This is a genomic window from Pseudomonas kitaguniensis (assembly GCF_009296165.1).
Lineage (GTDB): Bacteria > Pseudomonadota > Gammaproteobacteria > Pseudomonadales > Pseudomonadaceae > Aquipseudomonas > Aquipseudomonas kitaguniensis.
The window spans coordinates 1-20,785 of the sequence record NZ_VUAZ01000090.1; the positions used below are offsets into that span (position 1 = coordinate 1).

The 20,785-nt window shown below is 62.3% G+C and carries 18 protein-coding genes; 5 read left to right on the plus strand and 13 right to left on the minus strand.

Annotated features, from left to right (window positions below; translation table 11 throughout):
• Positions 1-52: 52 nt before the first annotated feature.
• Positions 53-772: a cobalt-precorrin-6A reductase gene (locus F0169_RS15710; protein WP_152747014.1), complete on the minus strand. Its 720-nt coding sequence runs from the start codon at positions 770-772 to the stop codon at positions 53-55.
• Positions 769-1,974 (minus strand): precorrin-6y C5,15-methyltransferase (decarboxylating) subunit CbiE, encoded by a 1,206-nt coding sequence (gene cbiE / locus F0169_RS15715; protein ID WP_152747015.1) that lies wholly within the window; start codon positions 1,972-1,974, stop codon positions 769-771. The genes F0169_RS15710 and cbiE overlap by 4 nt, the downstream gene beginning before the upstream one ends.
• Positions 1,975-2,012: 38 nt before the next feature.
• Here cbiE and cobG point away from each other — a divergent pair, with 38 nt between their 5' ends.
• The 5 genes from cobG to F0169_RS15740 all read left to right on the plus strand — a co-directional run bounded on the left by cobG (position 2,013) and on the right by F0169_RS15740 (position 7,363).
• Positions 2,013-3,359 (plus strand): precorrin-3B synthase, encoded by a 1,347-nt coding sequence (gene cobG / locus F0169_RS15720; protein ID WP_152747016.1) that lies wholly within the window; start codon positions 2,013-2,015, stop codon positions 3,357-3,359.
• Positions 3,352-3,978, plus strand: coding sequence for a precorrin-8X methylmutase (locus tag F0169_RS15725; RefSeq protein WP_058414508.1), 627 nt, complete (start codon positions 3,352-3,354; stop codon positions 3,976-3,978). The genes cobG and F0169_RS15725 overlap by 8 nt, the downstream gene beginning before the upstream one ends.
• The gene (locus F0169_RS15730; protein WP_058414509.1) at positions 3,978-4,709 is read left to right on the plus strand and encodes a precorrin-2 C(20)-methyltransferase; all 732 of its coding nucleotides are present in this window, start codon (positions 3,978-3,980) and stop codon (positions 4,707-4,709) included. Before F0169_RS15725 ends, F0169_RS15730 begins: the two co-directional genes overlap by 1 nt.
• Positions 4,709-6,346 (plus strand): precorrin-3B C(17)-methyltransferase, encoded by a 1,638-nt coding sequence (gene cobJ / locus F0169_RS15735; protein ID WP_152747017.1) that lies wholly within the window; start codon positions 4,709-4,711, stop codon positions 6,344-6,346. The genes F0169_RS15730 and cobJ overlap by 1 nt, the downstream gene beginning before the upstream one ends.
• A 237-nt stretch (positions 6,347-6,583) precedes the next feature.
• Positions 6,584-7,363: a hypothetical protein gene (locus F0169_RS15740; RefSeq protein WP_058414511.1), complete on the plus strand. Its 780-nt coding sequence runs from the start codon at positions 6,584-6,586 to the stop codon at positions 7,361-7,363.
• Here F0169_RS15740 and F0169_RS15745 read toward each other — a convergent pair.
• The 11 genes from F0169_RS15745 to aroQ all read right to left on the minus strand — a co-directional run bounded on the left by F0169_RS15745 (position 7,360) and on the right by aroQ (position 20,360).
• Entirely contained in the window at positions 7,360-7,956 is a 597-nt protein-coding gene (locus F0169_RS15745; protein ID WP_122249826.1) for a MarC family protein, read from the minus strand. The genes F0169_RS15740 and F0169_RS15745 overlap by 4 nt on opposite strands.
• Positions 7,957-8,125: 169 nt before the next feature.
• Positions 8,126-10,897 (minus strand): hybrid sensor histidine kinase/response regulator, encoded by a 2,772-nt coding sequence (locus tag F0169_RS15750; protein WP_058414513.1) that lies wholly within the window; start codon positions 10,895-10,897, stop codon positions 8,126-8,128.
• 115 nt (positions 10,898-11,012) lie between these two features.
• Positions 11,013-12,305, minus strand: a complete 1,293-nt coding sequence (gene purD / locus F0169_RS15755; protein ID WP_152747018.1) for a phosphoribosylamine--glycine ligase — start codon at positions 12,303-12,305, stop codon at positions 11,013-11,015.
• Between the two features lie 74 nt (positions 12,306-12,379).
• Complete coding sequence (gene purH, locus F0169_RS15760) at positions 12,380-13,987, minus strand: bifunctional phosphoribosylaminoimidazolecarboxamide formyltransferase/IMP cyclohydrolase (RefSeq protein ID WP_152747019.1); 1,608 nt, start codon at positions 13,985-13,987, stop codon at positions 12,380-12,382.
• 82 nt (positions 13,988-14,069) lie between these two features.
• Complete coding sequence (fis, locus tag F0169_RS15765) at positions 14,070-14,390, minus strand: DNA-binding transcriptional regulator Fis (RefSeq protein WP_002555375.1); 321 nt, start codon at positions 14,388-14,390, stop codon at positions 14,070-14,072.
• The gene (gene dusB, locus F0169_RS15770; RefSeq protein ID WP_152747020.1) at positions 14,387-15,400 is read right to left on the minus strand and encodes a tRNA dihydrouridine synthase DusB; all 1,014 of its coding nucleotides are present in this window, start codon (positions 15,398-15,400) and stop codon (positions 14,387-14,389) included. Before dusB ends, fis begins: the two co-directional genes overlap by 4 nt.
• A gap of 185 nt (positions 15,401-15,585) precedes the next feature.
• Entirely contained in the window at positions 15,586-16,869 is a 1,284-nt protein-coding gene (locus tag F0169_RS15775) for a DUF3426 domain-containing protein (protein WP_152747021.1), read from the minus strand.
• Positions 16,870-16,899: 30 nt separating this feature from the next.
• Positions 16,900-17,778, minus strand: a complete 879-nt coding sequence (gene prmA / locus F0169_RS15780) for a 50S ribosomal protein L11 methyltransferase (RefSeq protein ID WP_058414518.1) — start codon at positions 17,776-17,778, stop codon at positions 16,900-16,902.
• A gap of 261 nt (positions 17,779-18,039) precedes the next feature.
• Positions 18,040-19,401, minus strand: a complete 1,362-nt coding sequence (gene accC, locus F0169_RS15785) for an acetyl-CoA carboxylase biotin carboxylase subunit (protein ID WP_058414519.1) — start codon at positions 19,399-19,401, stop codon at positions 18,040-18,042.
• 17 nt (positions 19,402-19,418) lie between these two features.
• Complete coding sequence (gene accB / locus F0169_RS15790; protein WP_058414520.1) at positions 19,419-19,880, minus strand: acetyl-CoA carboxylase biotin carboxyl carrier protein; 462 nt, start codon at positions 19,878-19,880, stop codon at positions 19,419-19,421.
• Between the two features lie 24 nt (positions 19,881-19,904).
• Positions 19,905-20,360 (minus strand): type II 3-dehydroquinate dehydratase, encoded by a 456-nt coding sequence (gene aroQ / locus F0169_RS15795; protein WP_058414521.1) that lies wholly within the window; start codon positions 20,358-20,360, stop codon positions 19,905-19,907.
• Positions 20,361-20,785 lie beyond the last annotated feature (425 nt).

Sequence of the window (20,785 nt, forward strand, 5' to 3'; positions counted from 1 at the left end):
CTGACACACCGCCATCGGGAGCAAGCCCCCTGCCACATTAGAAAAGTGTTGTTCAGAGGTCGGTGATTGCCTTCAGCAGCGCGGCCACGGTGGTGAACTCCCGTTCCACAGCAGCCAGCACCGGCCGCTTCAACACCACCACCGGCACTCCACGTTCCCGCGCCACTTCAAGCTTGGGCTCGGTGGCCGCACTGCCGCTGTTCTTGCTGATCAGCACGTCAATCCCACGCCGCTCAAACAACGCGCGCTCATCTTCAATCAGAAACGGCCCACGTGCGCCGATCACTTCGCAGCGTTCATTGCCGGGGTACACATCCAGCGCGCGCAGGGTCCAGAACTGCTCGGCGGGGATCTCTTGCAGATGCTGCAACGGCTCGCGGCCCAGCGTGAACAACGGACGCTTGAACGGCTTCAGCGCTTCAATCAATTGGGCCCAATCACTTACCTCGCGCCAGTCGTCCGCCGCCTGCGGTTGCCACGCGGGGCGCCGCAATGCCCAGCTTGGAATACCGCATAAGCGCGCCGCCAGGGCCGCGTTCTGGCTGATCTGCGCGGCATAGGGGTGCGTGGCATCAAGTATCAAACTGATGTTTTCATCGCGAACAAACTGCGCCAAACCTTCGGCCCCGCCATAACCGCCGACACGCACTTGGCAGGTCAGGTCCGTCGGTACGCGACCCACGCCCGCCAGGCTGTAGATATGCTGCGGGCCGAGCGTGCGGGCAATCGCCAGCGCTTCAGTCACGCCGCCCAGCAACAGAATGCGCGTCATAGCGGCTTCACCACGTCCAGCAAAGTGATCGGCAGCGCCTGGCGCCATGTATCAAACTCGCCCAACGGCTGAGCCTGAGCCACATGGATGCGTGTCAGTTCGCCGCCGTGCTGGTCGCGCCAGTTCATCAAGGTCATTTCACTTTGCAGGGTCACCGCATTAGCGACGAGCCGACCACCGGGGCGCAGGTGTTGCCAGCAGGTGTCGAGCACGCCGTCGCGGGTGACGCCGCCGCCAATGAAGATCGCATCCGGTGCTTCCAAACCCTGCAAAGCGTGCGGCGCCTTGCCGCGAATCAGTTGCAGGCCGGGCACGCCAAGAGCGTCGCGGTTGTGTTCAATCAACCCTTGGCGGCCTGCATCGGCTTCAATCGCCACGGCGCGGCAGCTTGGGTGCGCGCGCATCCATTCGATGCCGATGGAGCCGCTGCCCGCGCCGACATCCCACAACAGTTCGCCGGGCATTGGCGCGAGGCGGGCGAGGGTCATGGCGCGCACATCGCGCTTGGTCAGTTGGCCGTCGTGTTTGAACGCGGCGTCGGGCAGCCCGGCGAGGCGTGACAGGCGCGGCGTGTTGGCGTCGGCCAGGCAGTCGATGGCGACCAGATTCAAATCGGCGACTGAACGGTGTTTCCACTCCTCTGCCAGCCCGTCGATACGCTGCTCGGCCGCGCCGCCCAGGTGTTCAAACACGCTCAACCGGCTAGGCGCAAACCCGGACTCAACCAACAGCGCGGCAATCTGCGCAGGGCTGCGCCCATCATTACTCAGCACCAGCAACCGAGTGCCACTGGCCAGGTGCGCATTAATCGCCGCCATTGGCCGAGCCACCACGGATAACGTCACCACGTCCTGCAACGGCCAACCGAGCCGCGCCGCCGCCAGTGAAACCGACGAGGGCGCCGGTAAAATCAGCAACTCTTCAGCCGCCACCTGCCGCGCCAAACTGGCGCCCACGCCATAGAACATCGGGTCGCCGCTGGCCAGCACACACACCGGCTCGCCGCGCCGCGCCAGCACCGGCTCCAGCGTAAACGGGCTCGGCCACAGCTGGCGTTCGCCACGAATACACACCGGCAAGAGGTCCAACTGGCGTTGGCCACCTATAATCCGCGAGGCGCGCAGCAAGGCATGCCGGGCGTTTCTGCCGAGCCCCTTGAAGCCGTCTTCACCGATGCCTACAACCGTCAGCCAGGGCGACATATCAATTCCTTGAACGACATCCGACGGGCAGGCTTTTCATGCCGCCGGACAAAGCAGGCATAATACCGCGCCTTTACCCGTCAACCGGTAGCCCCGTGAACCCAACGCCTGCTCTGAATACTTTGCGCCCCTCGGCTTGCCCGGGGTTGCTGCGTATCGTCCAGGCGTTGGATGGCGGCATTTGCCGGATCAAATTGGCCGGTGGTTCGATCAGCGCAGCGCAAGCCCATGCGCTGGCAGACGCCGCCCAGGCCTACGCCGGCGGGGTGATCGAGGCGACCAACCGCGCCAATCTGCAGATTCGCGGTATTGGCGCCGAGCAAGGCGCCTTGATTGCCGCGCTGTTGGCCGCAGGTTTAGGCCCGAACAACGCCGCCGGTGACGACGTGCGCAACCTGATGCTCAGCCCCGGCGCCGGTATCGACCCGCAGATGCTGTTCGACACCCGCCCGCTGGCCGAGCAGATCCTCGCGACGCTGCAAAACCACCCGCGCTTCCACGAGCTGTCGGCCAAGTTCGCCGTGCAACTGGATGGCGGTGAGGCGTTGGCGATGCTCGAACATCACCATGACCTGTGGCTGTCAGCCTTTGAGCGCGAGGGCGAGACGCTGCTGGCGTTCGGCCTGGCCGGTTGCCCTGGGCTGGATGCGCCGTTGGCCGCGGTGCGGCTGGACCAAGGCCATGCACTGGTGGTCGGCGTGCTGGAGGCGTTTCTCGACCTCGCCACGCCTGAGCAAACGCGCATGCGCCATTTGGCTGTGGATAACTTGCTGCGCCACCTCAGCCTGCCGCTGCTGCCGGTGGATGGCTTCAAGCGCCCGGCCAGTGGCGCTGTGTTGCACTTGGGAAGTTATCCACAGCGTCAAAAAGATCAGCACTACGTTGCTGCTGTTGCCCCCTTGGGGCGCCTCGACTCGATGATGCTCAAGGGCGCCGCGCAACTCGCCAGCGAGTTCGGCGACGGCACGTTGCGTTTCACACCCTGGCAGGGCGTGCTGCTGCCCAACGTTAAACACCCTCACGCGGTGACCGAAGGCCTGATGCAACTCGGCTTTCTCTGTTCAGTCGAGCAACCCTTGGCGCGCATGATCGCCTGCACCGGTTCCAGCGGTTGCGGCAAAGGCCTGGCCGACACCAAGGCCGACGCCGTGCAACTGGCCGCGTTGCAACCCGGCGCTGAGGTGCACCTGTCGGGCTGTTCGCGCTCCTGCGCCGCCGCGCACACCGCGCCGGTCACCTTGCTGGCAGTCAGCCCCGGCCACTACGACGTCTATTTTCGCGAGGCAGCTCAGCCAGGTTTCGGCCGGCTGCACGCGCGCACTCTTTCTATTGAAGCGGCGGGCGCCTTGCTGCGCGCTCGCCCACGGAGCAACACCGATGATTGATTACATCCGCGACGGTCAGGAGATCTATCGCAACTCCTTTGCCATTATTCGCGCGGAAGCCAAGTTGGAGCGCATCCCGGCCGACCTGGAAAAACTCGCCGTGCGGGTGATTCACGCGTGCGGCATGGTTGACGCCATTGACGGCCTGCAGTTTTCCGAAGGCGCAGGCAAGGCCGGGCGCGATGCGCTGGCGGCGGGCGCGCCGATTTTGTGCGATGCGCGGATGGTCTCCGAAGGCGTGACGCGCACCCGCCTGCCGGCGAATAACCAGGTGATTTGCACCCTGCGCGACGACAGCGTGCCGGCGTTGGCGCTTGAGCTGGGCAACACCCGCTCCGCTGCCGCGCTGGAGCTGTGGCGCCCGCACCTGGAAGGCAGTGTGGTGGTGATTGGTAACGCGCCGACCGCGTTGTTCTACCTGCTCGAAATGCTCGATGCCGGCGCGCCGAAGCCTGCGTTGATTCTCGGTTTTCCGGTAGGCTTTGTCGGCGCTGCCGAGTCCAAGGCGATGCTCGCGGCCGATAGCCGTGGCGTGCCGTTCGTGATCATGCAAGGCCGCTTGGGCGGCAGTGCAATGGCCGCCGCTGCGGTGAACGCCTTGGCCACGGAGGTCGAATAATGCCCGCACGCGGACGTTTGCTTGGCCTGGGCGTAGGCCCCGGCGACCCGGAACTGATCACCGTCAAAGCCCTGCGCTTGCTGCGCGAGTCGCCGGTGGTGGCGTACTTCGTGGCCAAGGGCAAGAAGGGCAACGCGTTCGGTATCATTGAAGACCACTTGGTGGCGCAGCAGACGCTGATGCCGCTGGTGTACCCGGTGACCACCGAGGCGCTGCCGGCGCCGCTGTCTTATGAGCAAGTGATCAGCGACTTCTACGACCGGGCCAGCCTGGACGTGGCCGCGCACCTGGATGCCGGCCGCGATGTGGCGGTGATCTGTGAAGGCGATCCGTTTTTCTACGGCTCCTACATGTACCTGCACGACCGCTTGGCCGAGCACTATGAGGCACAGGTTATCCCCGGCGTGTGCTCGATGTTGGGCGGTGCCTCGGTACTCGGCGCGCCGCTGGTGTATCGCAATCAGAGCCTGTCGGTGCTGTCGGGCGTATTGCCGCATGACGACCTCAAGCGTCGCTTGGCTGATGCGGATGCGGCGGTGATCATGAAGCTGGGGCGCAACTTCCACAAAGTGCGTCAGGTGCTGGAAGAACTCGGTTTGGCCGAGCGCGCGTTGTACGTGGAGCGCGCGACTATGTCGAACCAGAAAATCGTGCCGCTGGCTGAGGTTGACCCGACGTCGTCGCCGTACTTCTCGTTGATCATCGTTCCGGGTGAAAGGTGGCAAGGTTGATGACCCCGGCGATCATTATTCTGGGCCAGGGCAGCCTGGCCACTGCGCGCAAGATCGCGCAGGTTTACCCCGGCGCGTTGATCCACGGCTTGGCCGGGCGGGTTGACGGTGCCGACCAGGTGTACAGCGAGTTCGGCGCGACCCTGCGCCAGCTTTATCAACAAGGCACGCCGCTGATCGCGCTGTGCGCCGCCGGTATCGTCATCCGCACGCTGGCGCCGCTGCTGCTGGAAAAAGGCGAAGAACCCGCCGTGCTCGCCGTGGCCGAAGACGGCAGTGCCGTGGTGCCGTTGCTCGGTGGGCTGGGCGGGGTGAACGTGATGGCGCGTGACATCGGCGCTGCACTCGGTGTGGCCGCGGCGATCACCACCAGCGGCGAGCTGCGTTTCGGCACTTGCCTGCTCAACCCGCCAGCGGGGTATCAGTTGGCTGACCTTGAGCTGGGCAAGCGTTTTGTCTCGGACCTGTTGGCGGGCGCACCGGTGCGTATTGAAGGTGCGGCGCCGTGGCTGGAGCAGGCCAACCTGCCGCAGGATCAGCAGGCCTACCTGACGATTCATGTGGGCAACGCCGAGCGCGTGCCGGCGGCGAATGAATTGCTGATTTATCCAAAAAATGTCTGCGTTACCTGCCAGCCGGGCGCGGATTTGGCCGCGCGTGTGCGGTTGGCGTTGCATCAGGCTGGCATCGCCGTGCAGTCGCTGGCGTGCCTGTTGGCCAGTGAAACGCACATGGCCGAGGCGTCGTTGCAGGCGGCGGCGCTGGAACTGGGGGTGCCGCTGCGGTTTGCTGAGGTGGCGCAACACGCCGACGTTGTTATCACTGTGGCCGAGCAACCGCTGAACCTGTTACACGTCGGTCGCCCGCGTGGCCGCCTTGCTGTGATCGGCCTCGGCCCCGGCGCCGCCGAGTTGATGGTGCCGGCGGTCAAGGCTGAATTGGCGCGTTGCACCGATGTGCTGGGCTACGAAACCTATGTGCGCATGGCCGGGCCGTTTCGTGATGACCAGGTGCAGCACTGCACCGACAACCGCGAAGAAATGCAGCGCGCGCGCCATGCGTTTGAGCTGGCTGCGCAAGGCCGTTCGGTGGTGGTGGTGTCGTCCGGCGACCCTGGCGTGTTCGCCATGGCCGCCGCCGTGATCGAAGCCTTGCACGAATCGAGTGACGCGGCCTGGCATCAAGTCGACCTGCAGATATTGCCGGGCGTCTCGGCGTCTCTGGCCACCGCCGCGCAAGCGGGTGCGCCGCTGGGCCATGATTTTTGCGTGATGTCGCTGTCCGACAACCTCAAGCCTTGGTCGATCATTGAAAAGCGCCTGGACCTCGCGTCCCAGGCCGACCTGGCGCTGGCGTTCTATAACCCGATCTCGCGTGCGCGGCCCTGGCAACTCGGGCGTGCGCTGGAAATTGTCGCGCTGCATCGCACGCCTGAAACCCCGGTGGTGCTGGGGCGTGATATTGGTCGCCCCGGCCAGACGCTGCGCGTCACCACGCTCGGGCAATTGACGCCTGCGCAGGTCGACATGCGCACCATGGTGCTGATCGGCTCGTCCACCACGTGCGTGTTCCCGCGCGCGGGTGGCGGGGAGTGGGTGTACACGCCGCGCTGGTACGGCGAAAAACCGGCCTCCTGAAAACGCCCCGCCCCGCGCGAGAAAGCTCCGAATAACGCCAGGTAAAAATCTGCCGTTGTTCGGGGCTTTTTCTTTTTTTATCGATGAAATACGTAACGCCCACAGGCGCGCCTTGTTATTGCTGGGGCGAGCTGTTTGGGCGGTGGCGCCAAGCGATGTTTGTCGTCTGGAAAGCCCGCCCGCCACTCGACTAGTGTGAAGGCGAACCCCATGTGGGGTGCTTGTGGAGAATTGAAAATGGAGCGACATCACAAAAGGGTCATCAATGCGAAAAGGCGCAAGCTGATTGCCGCCTATAAGCTGCCAGGTGCACCGGGCGCTACGCCGGTTGTGCCACCGGGCACAGAGGATGATTGCAACGCGGCGGTGGTGAACAACGGTGTGATCTCGTTTGTTGAAGGCATATCCGCCTTGAACCGCGAGTACATCCGCAAGAGCTACCTGTTGGCGAGCAGCTACGTCAGCGACGTGTTGAAAGTGCAGCGTGGCACGCAGGCCTGGTACGACGAATTTATCAAGGTGATGATCAGTTTGGGCTGGCTGCCGCTGCGCAGCCGTTTCGAGCGGGTCAAAAGCTCGGGCAAGGGCCTGACCGTGCAACTGACAGCGCTGAGCATGATTGCCGCGATGCTGGCGTCGACCTCATTGGCCGGGCCATTGCTCGCTGCAATGCCAAAATTGGCGGCCGACGCACTGGAGGCCCTGAAGCAGCAACCTGCCTCATTCGAGCTGTTCAAGCGCAACAGCAGCGTGCATCAAGGCGGTGATTTCGGCCTGGCGTCCTGCGCCGAAACCGCTGGCGAACTGATGATGGTGCTGGTGACTTACAGCTCTCAAGGCGTGAGCAAACAGCTCGGGTTGCCGTTTCTGGAGTGGGACAGCGCCTCGTTCGAGGCCTTCAGCGGGCAGACCTGCCTGGTGCTGAATACGTCGGTGGTTAACGAAAAGACCCTGCAACTGATGCGCGAAAGCGCGGGTGACAAAGTGCAGTCGGCAATCGCCCAATACCGCATCTAGGGCAGCAGATAGCCGCGCACCCCGGTGAAGATAATTTGCGCGGCGAGGGCGCACACAAACAACCCCATTAACCGGCTGACAATCTGCAAGCCCTGGTCGCCCAGAATACGTTCGATACGGTTGGACAGGTAAAGCACCACGCCCACCGTGAGGCTGGCCAGGGCGATGCTGAGGATCGCGGTGAGCTTGTCATCCCAGTGCGGCTGGCTGACGCCCATCACCAGCAATGCACCGATGGTGCCGGGGCCAACCGTCAGCGGGATGGTCAGCGGCACGATGGTCACGTCTTGCTGCACGTTGTCGGTCTGCACGGTTGATTTGCCTTGGGCCATGCCCAAGGCCGAGATAAACAGCACGCTGCCGGCGCCGATGCGGAAGGCGTCTACGGTGATGCCGAAGACGCTGAAAATAACCCGGCCGAACAGGTAGAGCAGCACGCTTGAAACGAGTGTCGCCAGCGCGACTTTCCAGGCCAGGCGGCGGCGTTCCTTGCTCGAATAGCCACGGGTCAGGCTGATGAAGCAAGACAGCACGAAGAACGGGCTGTAGAGCACCAGCATTTTCAGGTAAACGCTGAACAACACGTGGAGCATGAGGGTGGCTCGCGGGCGGGTAAAGTTGGCTGAGTCTATCAGGGCACAGAGATCAAAGGTGGGAGGGGGCTTGCTCCCGATGGCGGTGGTTGAGTGACAGATCAGCTGACGGTGGCACCGCTATCGGGAGCAAGCCCCCTCCCACAAGGGGCCGCATTTCAAGTCATGGTCAGGACGCCGCATGCTCCGGTCGCTGTTGACGCTGCGCCACCCAATACTCCACCAGTTCGCGCAATTGCGATAACTCCACCGGCTTGGCCATATGCCCGTCCATCCCGGCCTGGCGCGCGCGTTCTTTATGTTCCGACAAGATATGCGCCGTCAGCGCCACTACCGGTGTGCGAATACGCTGGTGGCTGACTTCCCACGCGCGTAGCTGTTGGGTCGCGGAGAAACCGTCGAGGATCGGCATTTCACAGTCCATCAACACCAGGTCGTAACGCTGGGCTTTCATCGCCTCCAGCGCTTCTTCGCCGTTGCTGGCGGTGTCGGGGTTGAGGTTGAGCTTGCCGAGCATGCCGCGTATCACTTTGGTGGAAATGCTGTTGTCTTCGGCCACCAGGATGCGGAAATCGCTGGGCACGGTCACGACTGCAGGCGCGCTGAGGGCGACGCGTGGCTGCACCACACCTTTGTTGCGTTGGGTCAGTTCATCGGCCAGGGTGGTTTTTAATGTGTAGCCGGCCACCGGCTTGGCGAGGATGCGCTTGATCCCGCAGTTGCGCGCGATGATCTTGCTCGGCGCGTTGCTGATACCGGTCAGCATGATCAGCAGGATGTCGTGGTTAAGGCTCGGGTCTTCCTTGATTTTCGCCGCCAGTTGCATGCCGGTCATGCCGGGCATGTTCTGGTCCAGCAGCACCACGTCGAAATAGTCGCGCAGGTGCGCCTTGGTGCGCAGCAACGCCAGGGCTTCTTTGCCCGAAGGCACGGCGCTGACGTTCAGGCCCCAGGCGGTGCATTGCTGCACCAGCACTTTGCGGCAGGTGTCGTTGTCGTCCACCACCAATACGCGTGCGCCTTTGAGCGGGCCGTCGAGGTCGGAGGTCGGGTGTTCCAGGCGTTCCGGGTCCAGCGGCAAGGTTAACCACAAGGTGCTGCCTTGATGACTGCCGCTCTTGATGCCGAACTCGCCGTTCATCAACAAAATCAGTTGGCGGGCGATCACCAGGCCCAAGTGGCCGCTCAAACGCGTGGCCGACAGGAAGTTCTTGCTGTGCAGTTCGCTGTGCAACAACGCGTCGCGCTCGGCGGCCTCCATCGGCAGGCCGCTGTCTTGCACGGCGATGCGCAGGCGCGGCTTGGTGCTGCGTTCGTCGAGGGCGACGACGATCAGCACTTCGCCTTCGTCGGTTTTTTGCAGGGCGTTTTCCAACAGGCTCAACAGTGCCTGGCGCAGGCGCGTCGGGTCGCCACTGATCACGCGCGGCACCTGCGGCTGGATAAAGCTGATCAGCTCGACGTTTTGCTGTTCGGCCTTGGCGCGGAAGATGCTCAGGCAGTCTTCGATCAGCGCGTTGAGGTCAAATTGCACGTCGTCCAGCTCGATCTGCCCGGACTCCAGTTTGGAGATGTCGAGAATCTCGTTGATCAGTGTCAGCAGTTCGTTGCCGGCGCTGTGGATGGTTTGCACGTAGTCACGCTGTTTCACCGACAGCGGCGTGCCCAGCAGCAGCTCGGTCATGCCCAGCACGCCGTTCATGGGGGTGCGGATTTCGTGGCTGATCTTTGCCAGGAACTCGGCCTTGGCGGCGATTTCGGCGTTGCTGGCGGCCAGGTCGCGGCTGAGGCTGAAGCGTGCTTCTACAAGCGCGCGCTGGCGTTCGCCCAAGGCCAGGCTCATCAGCAAGCCGCTGAGGCAGACAAACCCGAGCAGGGTGACGATTAAACCTTGCGGCGCCACCAGCGTCAGGCCGAGCAGGGCAGGCAGGATGATCAGTGTGCCGATGTTGAACACAACCATTGCGGCCACGAACAGACGCGCCGGCCGGTAGCCTTTCTGCCAGTGATAGGCCGAGACAAACAACATGCTCAGGCCAGCCAGTGCGACCAGGGCGTAGGTGATGATGTTCAGCGGCAAGGTGTTGACGAACAACAACAGCAGGCCGCACAGCACGATCAGCAGGATGTCGGCCATCAACAGCTTGTTCAGCGGGTGTGGGCCTAAAGGCATGAAAAACCGGTAGGCATACATCAGCCCGCACGGCGCGGTCAGCAGCAGGGCGAGGTAGGCGCCGGGGGTTTGCATGGCGTGCCAGTTCGGCAGCCACGGGCCCAACAGGTTGAGCAACAGCGCCAGGCTGGCCATCAACAGCACCTCGCAGGCCGCCAGCCACAGGCTGCTGCGCGAGCGGTGGTAAGCGAAGCGCGTGAGGTTGTGCAGGATCAGCATCAACAAGCAGCCGAACAACAGGCCGTAAATCAGTGTTTGCGTCTGGTCCGCAGCGGCAAGTACCGCAGGTTCCAGGGTGATATAGGGGCGCAGCTCATGTTCAGAGACCAGGCGCAGGTAGACATCGAGGGTCTTCTGGCTTTGCGGCAGCGGCAGCATGAAATCGCTGCTGGGCAGTGGGCGCGCCGCCTGGGGCTGGCGGGTGCCGGTGTTTTGTTGTTCCACCAGCGTGTCGCCGTCCAGTACATAGAGGCTCAGGTGGGACAGGTCGGGGGCGAATACCCGCAGCACTTGCTCGTGCTTGCCGGGTTGCAGCTTGAAGCGCACCCACAACGCACCGTCCGGTTCGGCGGCGGTGATGCGGTCCAGTTCGATGGGGCTGAATTGGTTGATATAGCGCGCGGAGCGGATGTCGCTCAGTTGCAAGTCGGCCTGCTCATCAAGCAATACCGACCAGCCACTGCCTTGCGCGGCGGCCTGGGCCGGGAACAAGCAGAGCAAGGTCAGCAGGCTGACTGTGAAACCTATGGCGATCCTGAGCCAGCGCACGGCGAAATCCCTTCGTAGGTTGATGCACGGGTTAACTATGCGCGGGGCGACATGAGTACGGCAAGGGCCAGTGGCCCTTACCTAACCGAACGGATAGCGACTTGATTGTAGCTGTTCAGTTGCTCTCGCCACGTTCGCGGGCAATGGCGCGGTAGCCAATGTCCTTGCGGTAGAAGCAACCTTTCCAGTCGATTTTTGCGGCCAGTGCATACGCTTGTTGTTGCGCGGCGTCGACACTGGCACCCATCGCGGTGGCGCACAATACACGGCCACCTGCGGTTACAACATTGCCGTCCTTGAGCGCGGTGCCTGCATGGAACACCTTGCCTTCCAGCGTAGCAGCCGCGTCCAGACCTTCAATCACATCGCCCTTGGCGTAGTCGGCCGGGTAGCCGCCGGCCGCCAGCACAATACCGACGCTTGGGCGCGGGTCCCACTGCGCTTCAACCTTGTCCAGCGCTTGGGCCAGCGCCGCTTCTACCAGCAGCACCAGGCTCGATTGCAGACGCAGCATCACCGGTTGGGTTTCCGGGTCGCCAAAGCGGCAGTTGAACTCGATGACTTTCGGGTTACCGGCTTTGTCGATCATCAGGCCGGCATACAGGAAACCGGTGTACACGTTGCCTTCGTCGGCCATGCCGCGCACGGTCGGCCAGATCACCAGGTCCATCACGCGCTGGTGAACGTCGGCGGTCACCACGGGGGCTGGGGAGTACGCGCCCATGCCGCCGGTGTTCGGGCCAGTGTCGCCGTCGCCGACGCGTTTGTGGTCTTGGCTGGTGGCCATCGGCAGCACGTTTTTGCCGTCGACCATCACGATAAAGCTGGCTTCTTCGCCGTCGAGGAACTCCTCGATGACCACGCGTGAACCGGCGTCACCAAAGGCGTTGCCGGCGAGCATGTCGCGCACCGCGTCTTCGGCTTCCAGCAGGGTCATCGCAACGATAACGCCTTTGCCGGCGGCCAGGCCATCGGCCTTGATCACGATGGGTGCACCTTTTTCACGCAGGTAAGCCAGCGCCGGCTCGATCTCGGTGAAGTTCTGGTAGTCGGCGGTCGGGATCTTGTGGCGCGCCAGGAAATCCTTGGTGAAGGCTTTGGAGCCTTCCAGCTGCGCCGCGCCGGCGGTAGGGCCGAAGCAGTCCAGGCCACGGCTGCGGAACAGGTCCACGACGCCTGCAACCAACGGCACTTCCGGGCCGACGATGGTCAGGGATACATTCTGCTCGGCGAAGTCGGCCAACTGCTCAAGGGCCAGAACGTCAATGGCGACGTTCTCGCACTTGGCTTCAATCGCGGTACCGGCGTTGCCGGGTGCTACAAAAACTTTTTGCACGCGTGGGTCCTGGGCTACTTTCCAGGCCAGGGCGTGTTCACGGCCACCGCTGCCAATGATCAAAACATTCATTTCAAAAACCTCGAATTCTGTTTGCGCAGCAAAAGCGCTTTATGTGGGAGGCAGCAAGCCCCCTCCCACATGGATCAGTGGCGGAAGTGGCGCATGCCGGTGAAGACCATGGCGATGCCGGCTTCATCAGCTGCGGCAATCACTTCGGCATCGCGCATCGAGCCACCCGGTTGGATGACGGCGGTAACACTGGCCTTGGCGGCGTTATCCAGACCGTCGCGGAACGGGAAGAACGCATCAGACGCCATCACCGAACCGGCGACCTGCAAGCCCGCGTGTTCAGCCTTGATTGCGGCGATACGCGCCGAGTTCACGCGGCTCATCTGGCCAGCGCCAACACCGATGGTCTGGCGGTTCTTCGCATACACAATGGCGTTGGATTTAACGTACTTGGCGACTTTCCAGGCGAAGATCAGGTCGTTGATCTCGTGCTCGGTCGGTGCGCGCTGGGTCACCACTTTGAGGTCGGCGCTGCCGATCATGCCGATGTCGCGGCTCTGTACCAGCAAGCCGCCGTTGACGCGCTTGTAGTCCCAGGCAGCGGCGCGGTCAGCCGACCACTCGCCGCAGGTCAGCAGGCGCACATTGGCTTTGGCCGCAACGATGGCGCGCGCTTCGGCGCTGACGCTTGGGGCGATGATCACTTCAACGAACTGGCGCTCAACGATTGCCTTGGCGGTCTCGGCGTCGAGTTCACGGTTGAAGGCGATAATGCCGCCGAACGCGGATTCGGTGTCGGTGGCGTAGGCCAGTTCGTAGGCCTGGCGAATTCCGCCTTCAGCGTCCGGGCTCACGGCCACGCCGCACGGGTTGGCGTGCTTGACGATCACGCAGGCGGGCTTGACGAAGCTTTTCACGCATTCCAGCGCGGCATCGGTGTCGGCCACGTTGTTGTAGGACAGCTCTTTGCCTTGCAGTTGGGTCGCGGTGGCGATGCCGACTTCGGCCGGTTTGGCTTCCACGTAGAACGCCGCGCTCTGGTGCGGGTTCTCGCCGTAGCGCATTTCCTGGGCCTTGATGAACTGGCTGTTGAAGGTGCGCGGGAACTGGCTGCGGCCTTCGGTGCTGAGGGTTTCAGCCGCCTGGTTCACGGTGCCCATGTAGTTGGCGATCATGCCGTCGTAGGCGGCGGTGTGTTCGAAGGCCTTGAGCATCAGGTCGAAACGCTGCGCGTAGGTCAGGCCGCCGGCCTTGAGGCTTTCCAGCACGTGGGCGTAGTCGCTGGCGTTAACCACGATGGCCACGTCTTTGTGGTTTTTTGCTGCCGAGCGAACCATGGTCGGGCCGCCGATATCGATGTTCTCGATGGCGCTCGGCAGGTCGCAGCCTGGCTTGTTGATGGTGGCTTCGAAGGGGTAGAGGTTAACGGCCACCAGGTCGATCGGCTTGATGCCGTGCTCGCTCATGATGGCGTCGTCGATACCGCGACGGCCGAGGATGCCACCGTGGATTTTCGGGTGCAGGGTCTTGACCCGACCGTCCATCATTTCTGCGAAACCGGTGTAGTCCGCGACTTCTACTGCGGCCACGCCGTTGTCCTGCAGCAGTTTGAAGGTCCCGCCCGTGGAGAGAATTTCCACGCCCAGAGCTTCCAGCTCCCGGGCAAATTCGAGGATCCCGGTCTTGTCGGAAACGCTGATCAAGGCGCGGCGGATCGGCAGGCGGGTGGTCTGGTCGGTCATTTCAATTTCCATCAAAAGCAAAGGAGTCAGCAAAAAAGGCGTCCGTTTTTTACGCGGGCGCCTTTCTGGTTTGATTGAATGCTTACAGCAAATCGTACTGCTTGAGCTTTTTGCGCAAGGTGCCACGGTTGAGGCCCAGCAGCTCACTGGCTTTGGTCTGGTTGCCCTTGACGTAGTTCATCACGCTTTCGAGCAAGGGCGCCTCGACTTCGGAGAGCACCAGGTTGTACACGTCCGTGACGGAAGCGCCCTCAAGGTGGGCGAAATAATTGTGCAGCGCCTTCTCGACACTCCCGCGAAGGGTCTGGCCTTCTTCGCTCGGCGTGTTGAGGTGCTGTTTCAAATTGACGTTGTCGCTCACGGGTGTTGTTCCACTCACTAAAGTCTCGGTCATCATCGTCATGCGGCCACCCCCTTTCCGTCCCCTGTTCCCAGGCTCTTTTCACGCTCGCTGAAGAACTCTCGAACGGTGGCGACCTGTGCTTGCGTATCATCCAAACGATTGAAGTGGGCGCGAAACTCCCTGGCGCCCGGCAGGGTTGCGAGATACCAACCCACATGCTTGCGAGCAATGCGTACGCCCATCACGTCTCCATAGAAGGCGTGCAGGGCGGCCAAATGCTCTAGCAGAATACGTTCCACCTCGACCAACTCCGGTGCCGGCAATACTTCGCCGGTACGCAAAAAATGCTCGATTTCACGAAAAATCCACGGCCGCCCCTGGGCAGCCCGGCCAATCAATACGCCATCGGCACCGGTTGCGTGCAGCACGCGCTGGGCTTTCTGGGCTGAGTCAATATCGCCATTGGCAAACACCGGCATCGACACCGCCTGCTTGATCGCGGCAATGGTGTCGTACTCGGCTTCACCGGTGTAAAGGTCGGCGCGGGTGCGGCCATGCACTGCCAGCGCTGCTATTCCTGCCTGTTCGGCGATCCTGGCCACCGTCAGGCCGTTTTTGTTGTCCCGGTCCCAGCCGGTACGAATCTTCAGGGTGACCGGCACATCCACTGCGGCGACCACGGCCTGCAGGATCTCGGCTACCAATTGCTCATCTTTCAACAGCGCGGAACCGGCAGCCTTGTTGCAGACCTTCTTGGCCGGGCAGCCCATGTTGATGTCAATGATCTGTGCGCCCAGCTCCACGTTGGCTCGGGCCGCATCCGCGAGCATTTGCGCATCACCACCGGCGATCTGTACCGAGCGCGGCTCGGGATCACCTTCGTGGATCATGCGCATCCGCGATTTGCGGGTGTTCCACAAACTCATGTCGCTGGTGACCATTTCAGAGACTACTAGACCCGCGCCCAAGCGCTTGCACAGCTGACGAAAGGGCTGGTCTGTGACGCCCGCCATCGGGGCGAGAATCAAGCCATTGTGCAATGTGTATGGACCGATGCGTACCGCCGACATAGGGCTTCCCTGTTGTGGGGCCGGATCATTAGAGTTCGAAAAAGGGTTGGCATGATACCCGCTCTCGATGACTGGATAAAGGCTGAATTGGATAAAATCTGAACAGTTATTGGTTTGTCGCGGTCGCTCTGGTTGCGCGGCGGCAAGTCAAAAATCCGCCGTCAAACCTCGGTATGCGTGCCGTTTCACTCGGGCGAGTGGAAGCTCAGGCTGTAATTCACGGCTTTATTGCCGGGGTCGAGAATATCCAGGGAGATATGGATCGGTGTTTGCGACGGCATTTCGCTCACCCCGGCCAGCTCGCCACTCAGGTATTCGGCAGGTTTGAACCGACGACTGGCAATCAGGCCGCCGTTGAGGTCGGCAAAGCGCAGCTCAAGCAGCGGGAAGGGCTGGGAGAACGCCGCACGGTTGTAGACGATCGCATCCACTACCAGCGCCCCGGCGAATTCCGGGTTGCTGCGCACCACCAGGTTGCTGCTCTTGATGTGCGAAATATCGACGCGTGATGGCACCGTGCAGCCGAGGGTCGGGCACAGTTGCTGGAACCACGGGCGGTAAGCGTCCTGGCGCGCCAGGTCGCCGAACTGATAGGCGATGTACTGGCCCGCCAAGGCGGCGGCGGCGATCAGCACCAGCACTATCCATACCAGGCGGCGGCCGAAGCTCTGCGGGCGCTTCTGCGCGTAAAGGTGCAGTGGGTCGTCTTCCAGGTCTTGCAGCACCGTGTCGTGCACGCCAACGTCGGGGCTCGGGCGCTTGCGCCGCAGTGGCGGGCGCTCTTGGGCGTCCGACGCGTCGGCGGCTTTGGTCAGCAGCGTGAAGGGCGGGTCCCGATCGTCCTCATCTTCGTCTTCGTCAGCGGTTGAACGCAGCGGCGGCTCATCGTCGACAGTATCGGCGTGAAACGACATGGACGGTTCGGTGCGCGGCCGGGTCGTAGCGGCCTTGGCCGGTTCAGGTGCGTCTTGGGGCGCTTTCGCGCGCTCGCCAGACGGCTCGCTGAACAGGCTGGCGGCCCACTTTTCTTCCTCGGCCTTGAGGTGGTCGCGGCTGGCGCTGAGGGCGTCTTCCTTTAGCCGACGGTCGGCACTCGCTTGGCGACGTTCCGCGCCGGGCACATGGCTGTGCTGAATATCGCGGCGTTCCAGCTTGGCCAGTTCTTCGTCCAGGTCGAGGTTGTCCAGGTCCAGTGCTTCGCTGGTCCACTGCTTCTGGCTGATCGCCCGCGGTGGGTTTGACGCGGCCTCGGCGGTTGGCTGCGCGACAGCCGGTGGCTCAGGTAGCTGAGCTTCCTGAGCTTCCTGAGCCGACGCGCTGGCGCGCTGTTCCAGCAACTGGCGAACCGCGTTGAACACTTGCAGGCACGAGCCGCAGCGCACCACGCCACGGGCCGCGCTCAGTTGGGCGTGGTTGACGCGAAAGCGTGCTTGGCAATGTGGGCACTGGGTGACGAAACTGTCGGTCATGCGGCCATCCGATTCAGGCAAGCGCTCATTCTAGCGCCGACGACCACTGATGCGTACCCAGCCATCACGGTTAGCAATAGGGTCCAGCTCGAAATCTTCGGCATAGGCCGCCGCCACGTCTTCACCTTGCTCGGCGAGGATGCCCGACAGCGCCAGGCGGCCGCCCGGCTTGACCAGGCTCGACAACTGCGGTGCCAGCGACACCAGCGGCCCGGCGAGGATATTCGCCACCAGCACATCGGCCTGCACGTGGGGCAATTGTTCCGGCAGGTACAGCGGGAAGTTGGCTTCAGGAATGTGGTTGCGCCCGGCGTTATCGCGCGAGGCTTCCAGCGCCTGCACGTCGATGTCGGTGCCCACGGCTTGCTTGGCGCCCAGCAGCAGCGCGGCAATCGCGAGGATGCCCGAGCCGCAGCCGAAGTCCAGCACGTTGCAGTCGGTCAAGTCCTGGCCGTCCAGCCATTCCAGGCACAAGGCGGTGGTGGGGTGGGTGCCGGTGCCGAATGCCAGGCCGGGGTCGAGCAGCAGGTTGACCGCCTCTGGCTCCGGCGCGGCGTGCCAGCTTGGCACGATCCACAGGCGCTGGCCGAAACGCATCGGCTGGAAGTTGTCCATCCAGCTGCGCTCCCAGTCCTGGTCTTCGATGACTTCGCTGTGGTGCTCGGGCAGCGGGCTGCCGGTGAGCAGTTGCATATGCGCGAGCACGGCGGCAGCGTCGGTGCCGTCTTCGAACAAGGCCAGCAAGTGCGTGTGCGACCACAGCGGCGTGGTGTTGAGTTCAGGCTCGAAGATCGGTTGGTCTTCGGCGTCCATGAAGGTCACGGACACCGCGCCGACTTCGAGGAAAGCATCTTCGTAGGTTTCGGCTTGTTCTGGGCTGATGGCGAGACGGACTTGCAGCCAAGGCATGGCGGGCACCTTTGAAAATAATGAGTGTGCAGCAGGGAAGGGGCTGCGAAAGCGCGCAAGTTTACGCGAGCGGCGGGCTTGTGGCGAGCGGGCTTGCCCCGTGTGGGAGGGGGCTTGCTCCCGATAGCGGTGTATCAGTCAAATAATCTTCAGCTGACCTACCGCTATCGGGAGCAAGCCCCCTCCCACAAGTTTTTTTGGTGTTGTTGCTACCCCAGAAACAACAAAACCGCCCGAAGGCGGCTTTGTTGGGTGGAGCACTTACTGGTTGGCCAGCTTGTGTTCCAGGTAGTGAATGTTCACACCACCTTCGCAGAAGCCTTCATCACGTACCAGGTCCCGGTGCAGCGGGATGTTGGTCTTGATGCCGTCTACCACGATTTCGTCCAGGGCATTGCGCATACGGGCCATGGCCTCGTCGCGAGTCGCGCCCCAGGTGATCAGCTTGCCGATCAACGAGTCGTAGTTGGACGGAACCTTGTAGCCGCTGTACAGGTGCGAATCCACACGTACGCCGTTGCCGCCGGGCGCGTGGAAATGCTTGACCAGGCCAGGGCTTGGGATAAAGGTTTTTGCGTCTTCGGCGTTGATCCGGCACTCAAGCGAGTGGCCGTGGATCTTCACGTCGTCCTGGGTGAAGGACAGCACGTTGCCGGCGGCGATGCTGAGCATCTCCTTGACGATGTCGATACCGGTCACCATCTCCGACACCGGGTGTTCTACCTGCACGCGAGTGTTCATCTCGATGAAGTAGAAACGGCCGTTTTCGTAGAGGAACTCGAAGGTGCCGGCGCCACGGTAGTTGATGTCGATGCACGCCTTGACGCAGCGGGCCAACACTTCCTGGCGAGCGGTTTCATCCAGGCCCGGTGCCGGAGCCTCTTCCAGCACTTTCTGGTGACGACGTTGCAGCGAGCAATCGCGGTCGCCCAAGTGGATGGCGTGGCCCTGGCCGTCGGACAATACCTGCACTTCCACGTGACGTGGGTTGGTCAGGTACTTTTCGAGGTAGACCATCGGGTTGCCAAACCAGGCAGCCGCTTCGGAGCGGGTTTGCTTGGCCGCCTCGATCAGGTCTTCTTCCTTGTGCACCACACGCATGCCGCGACCACCACCGCCACCGGCGGCCTTGATGATCACCGGGTAGCCGACTTCGCGACCAATGCGCAAAGCGGTGGCCTCGTCTTCAGGCAGTGGGCCGTCGGAACCTGGAACGGTAGGCACGCCGGCTGCGATCATGGCGTCTTTGGCCGAGACCTTGTCGCCCATCAGGCGAATGGTTTCGGCTTTGGGGCCGATGAAGGCAAACCCGGATTTTTCCACCTGTTCGGCGAAATCGGCGTTTTCCGCGAGGAAGCCGTAGCCCGGGTGGATGCCATCAGCGCCGGTCACTTCTGCGGCCGCGATGATGTTCGAGACTTTCAGGTACGAGTTCGTGGCCAGTGGCGGGCCGATGCAAATGCTTTCGTCCGCCAGTTTCACGTGCATCAATTCGGTATCGGCCGTCGAGTAAACAGCGACGGTCTTGATGCCCTCTTCCTTACAGGCGCGCAGGATACGCAGCGCGATCTCGCCGCGGTTGGCGATCAGGACTTTTTGCAGTTTCTTCGCAGGTTTCAACATCGAAGGCGCTCCGCGGTTCAAACGATGGTGAACAGCGGCTGGTCGTACTCAACCGGCTGACCGTTTTCTACCAGGATGGATTCGATGACGCCGGCTTTTTCGGCCGTGATGTGGTTCATCATCTTCATCGCTTCAACGATGCAGATGGTGTCGCCCACTTTCACGGTTTTGCCGACTTCAACGAAGGCTGGCGAGGTCGGTGCCGGGGTGCGGTAGAACGTACCGACCATTGGCGACTTGACCACGAAGCCGTTCAGCACAGGCGCTGCCGGTGCGGCTGGCGCAGCGGCAACCGGCGCGGCGGCCGGGGCAGCAGCGGCCGGAGCCGGTGCTTGCATCTGTGGCGCGTAGAACTGTTGGGCCGGGGTCTTGCTGTGACGGCTGATCCGTACGGACTCTTCGCCTTCCTTGATTTCCAGCTCGTCGATACCGGATTCTTCCAGCAGTTCGATCAGTTTCTTAACTTTACGGATATCCATGAATCATCAACTCCCAAGGGTCGGTCAGGGGCGCTTGGCCGGTTGTTCAAGCTGTTCCAGGGCGGCCTCCAGGGCCAGTCGGTAACCGCTGGCGCCAAGGCCGCAGATCACTCCTACCGCTACGTCGGAGAAGTAAGAGTGATGGCGGAAAGGTTCACGTTTGTGCACGTTCGACAAATGCACTTCGATAAATGGGATGCTCACCGCCAGCAGCGCGTCACGTAATGCAACACTCGTGTGCGTAAAAGCGGCGGGATTGATCAGGATAAAGTCCACGCTTTCGCTGCGTGCGGCGTGGATACGATCAATCAGTTCGTACTCGGCATTGCTTTGCAGGTAGAGCAAATGGTGGCCGGCATCACGCGCCCGCTGTTCCAGATCAAGGTTGATCTGATCCAGCGTAACTGCCCCGTAGACGCCCGGTTCGCGGGTGCCGAGCAGGTTCAGGTTGGGTCCGTGAAGAACCAGTAAGGTCGCCATCGGCTGTTCCTTGTTATTGATGTGGGTACGTCAGAACCCGGCGACTATGCCGCAAAGCCTTTGTGACTGTCCAGTTCTATGCAGTAGGCGGCACGATTAGCGAGGATTGCGCAAAATTTGTGACCGTGGCCCGGAATCCGGTCACCCTGTGGGATTAGTTGTGGGAGGGGGCTTGCTCCCGATGGCGGTGGGTCAGTCAGTTCATGTATCAACTGTAAAACTGCTATCGGGAGCAAGCCCCCTCCCACAAAAAGCAAAAAAAGCAGATCTGCCGTGTATGCAAAACCCGCCCTTGATCTGCTTCAACCACTCAGGTCGGCTTTCAGGCCGCCGTGCTCTTGCTTTTGATCTTTGTGATCTTGATCTAAGAAGCGCCCCGTTAAACCACGATGGCCGCACGCAGGCTTGAATCCGTGGGTAACCCG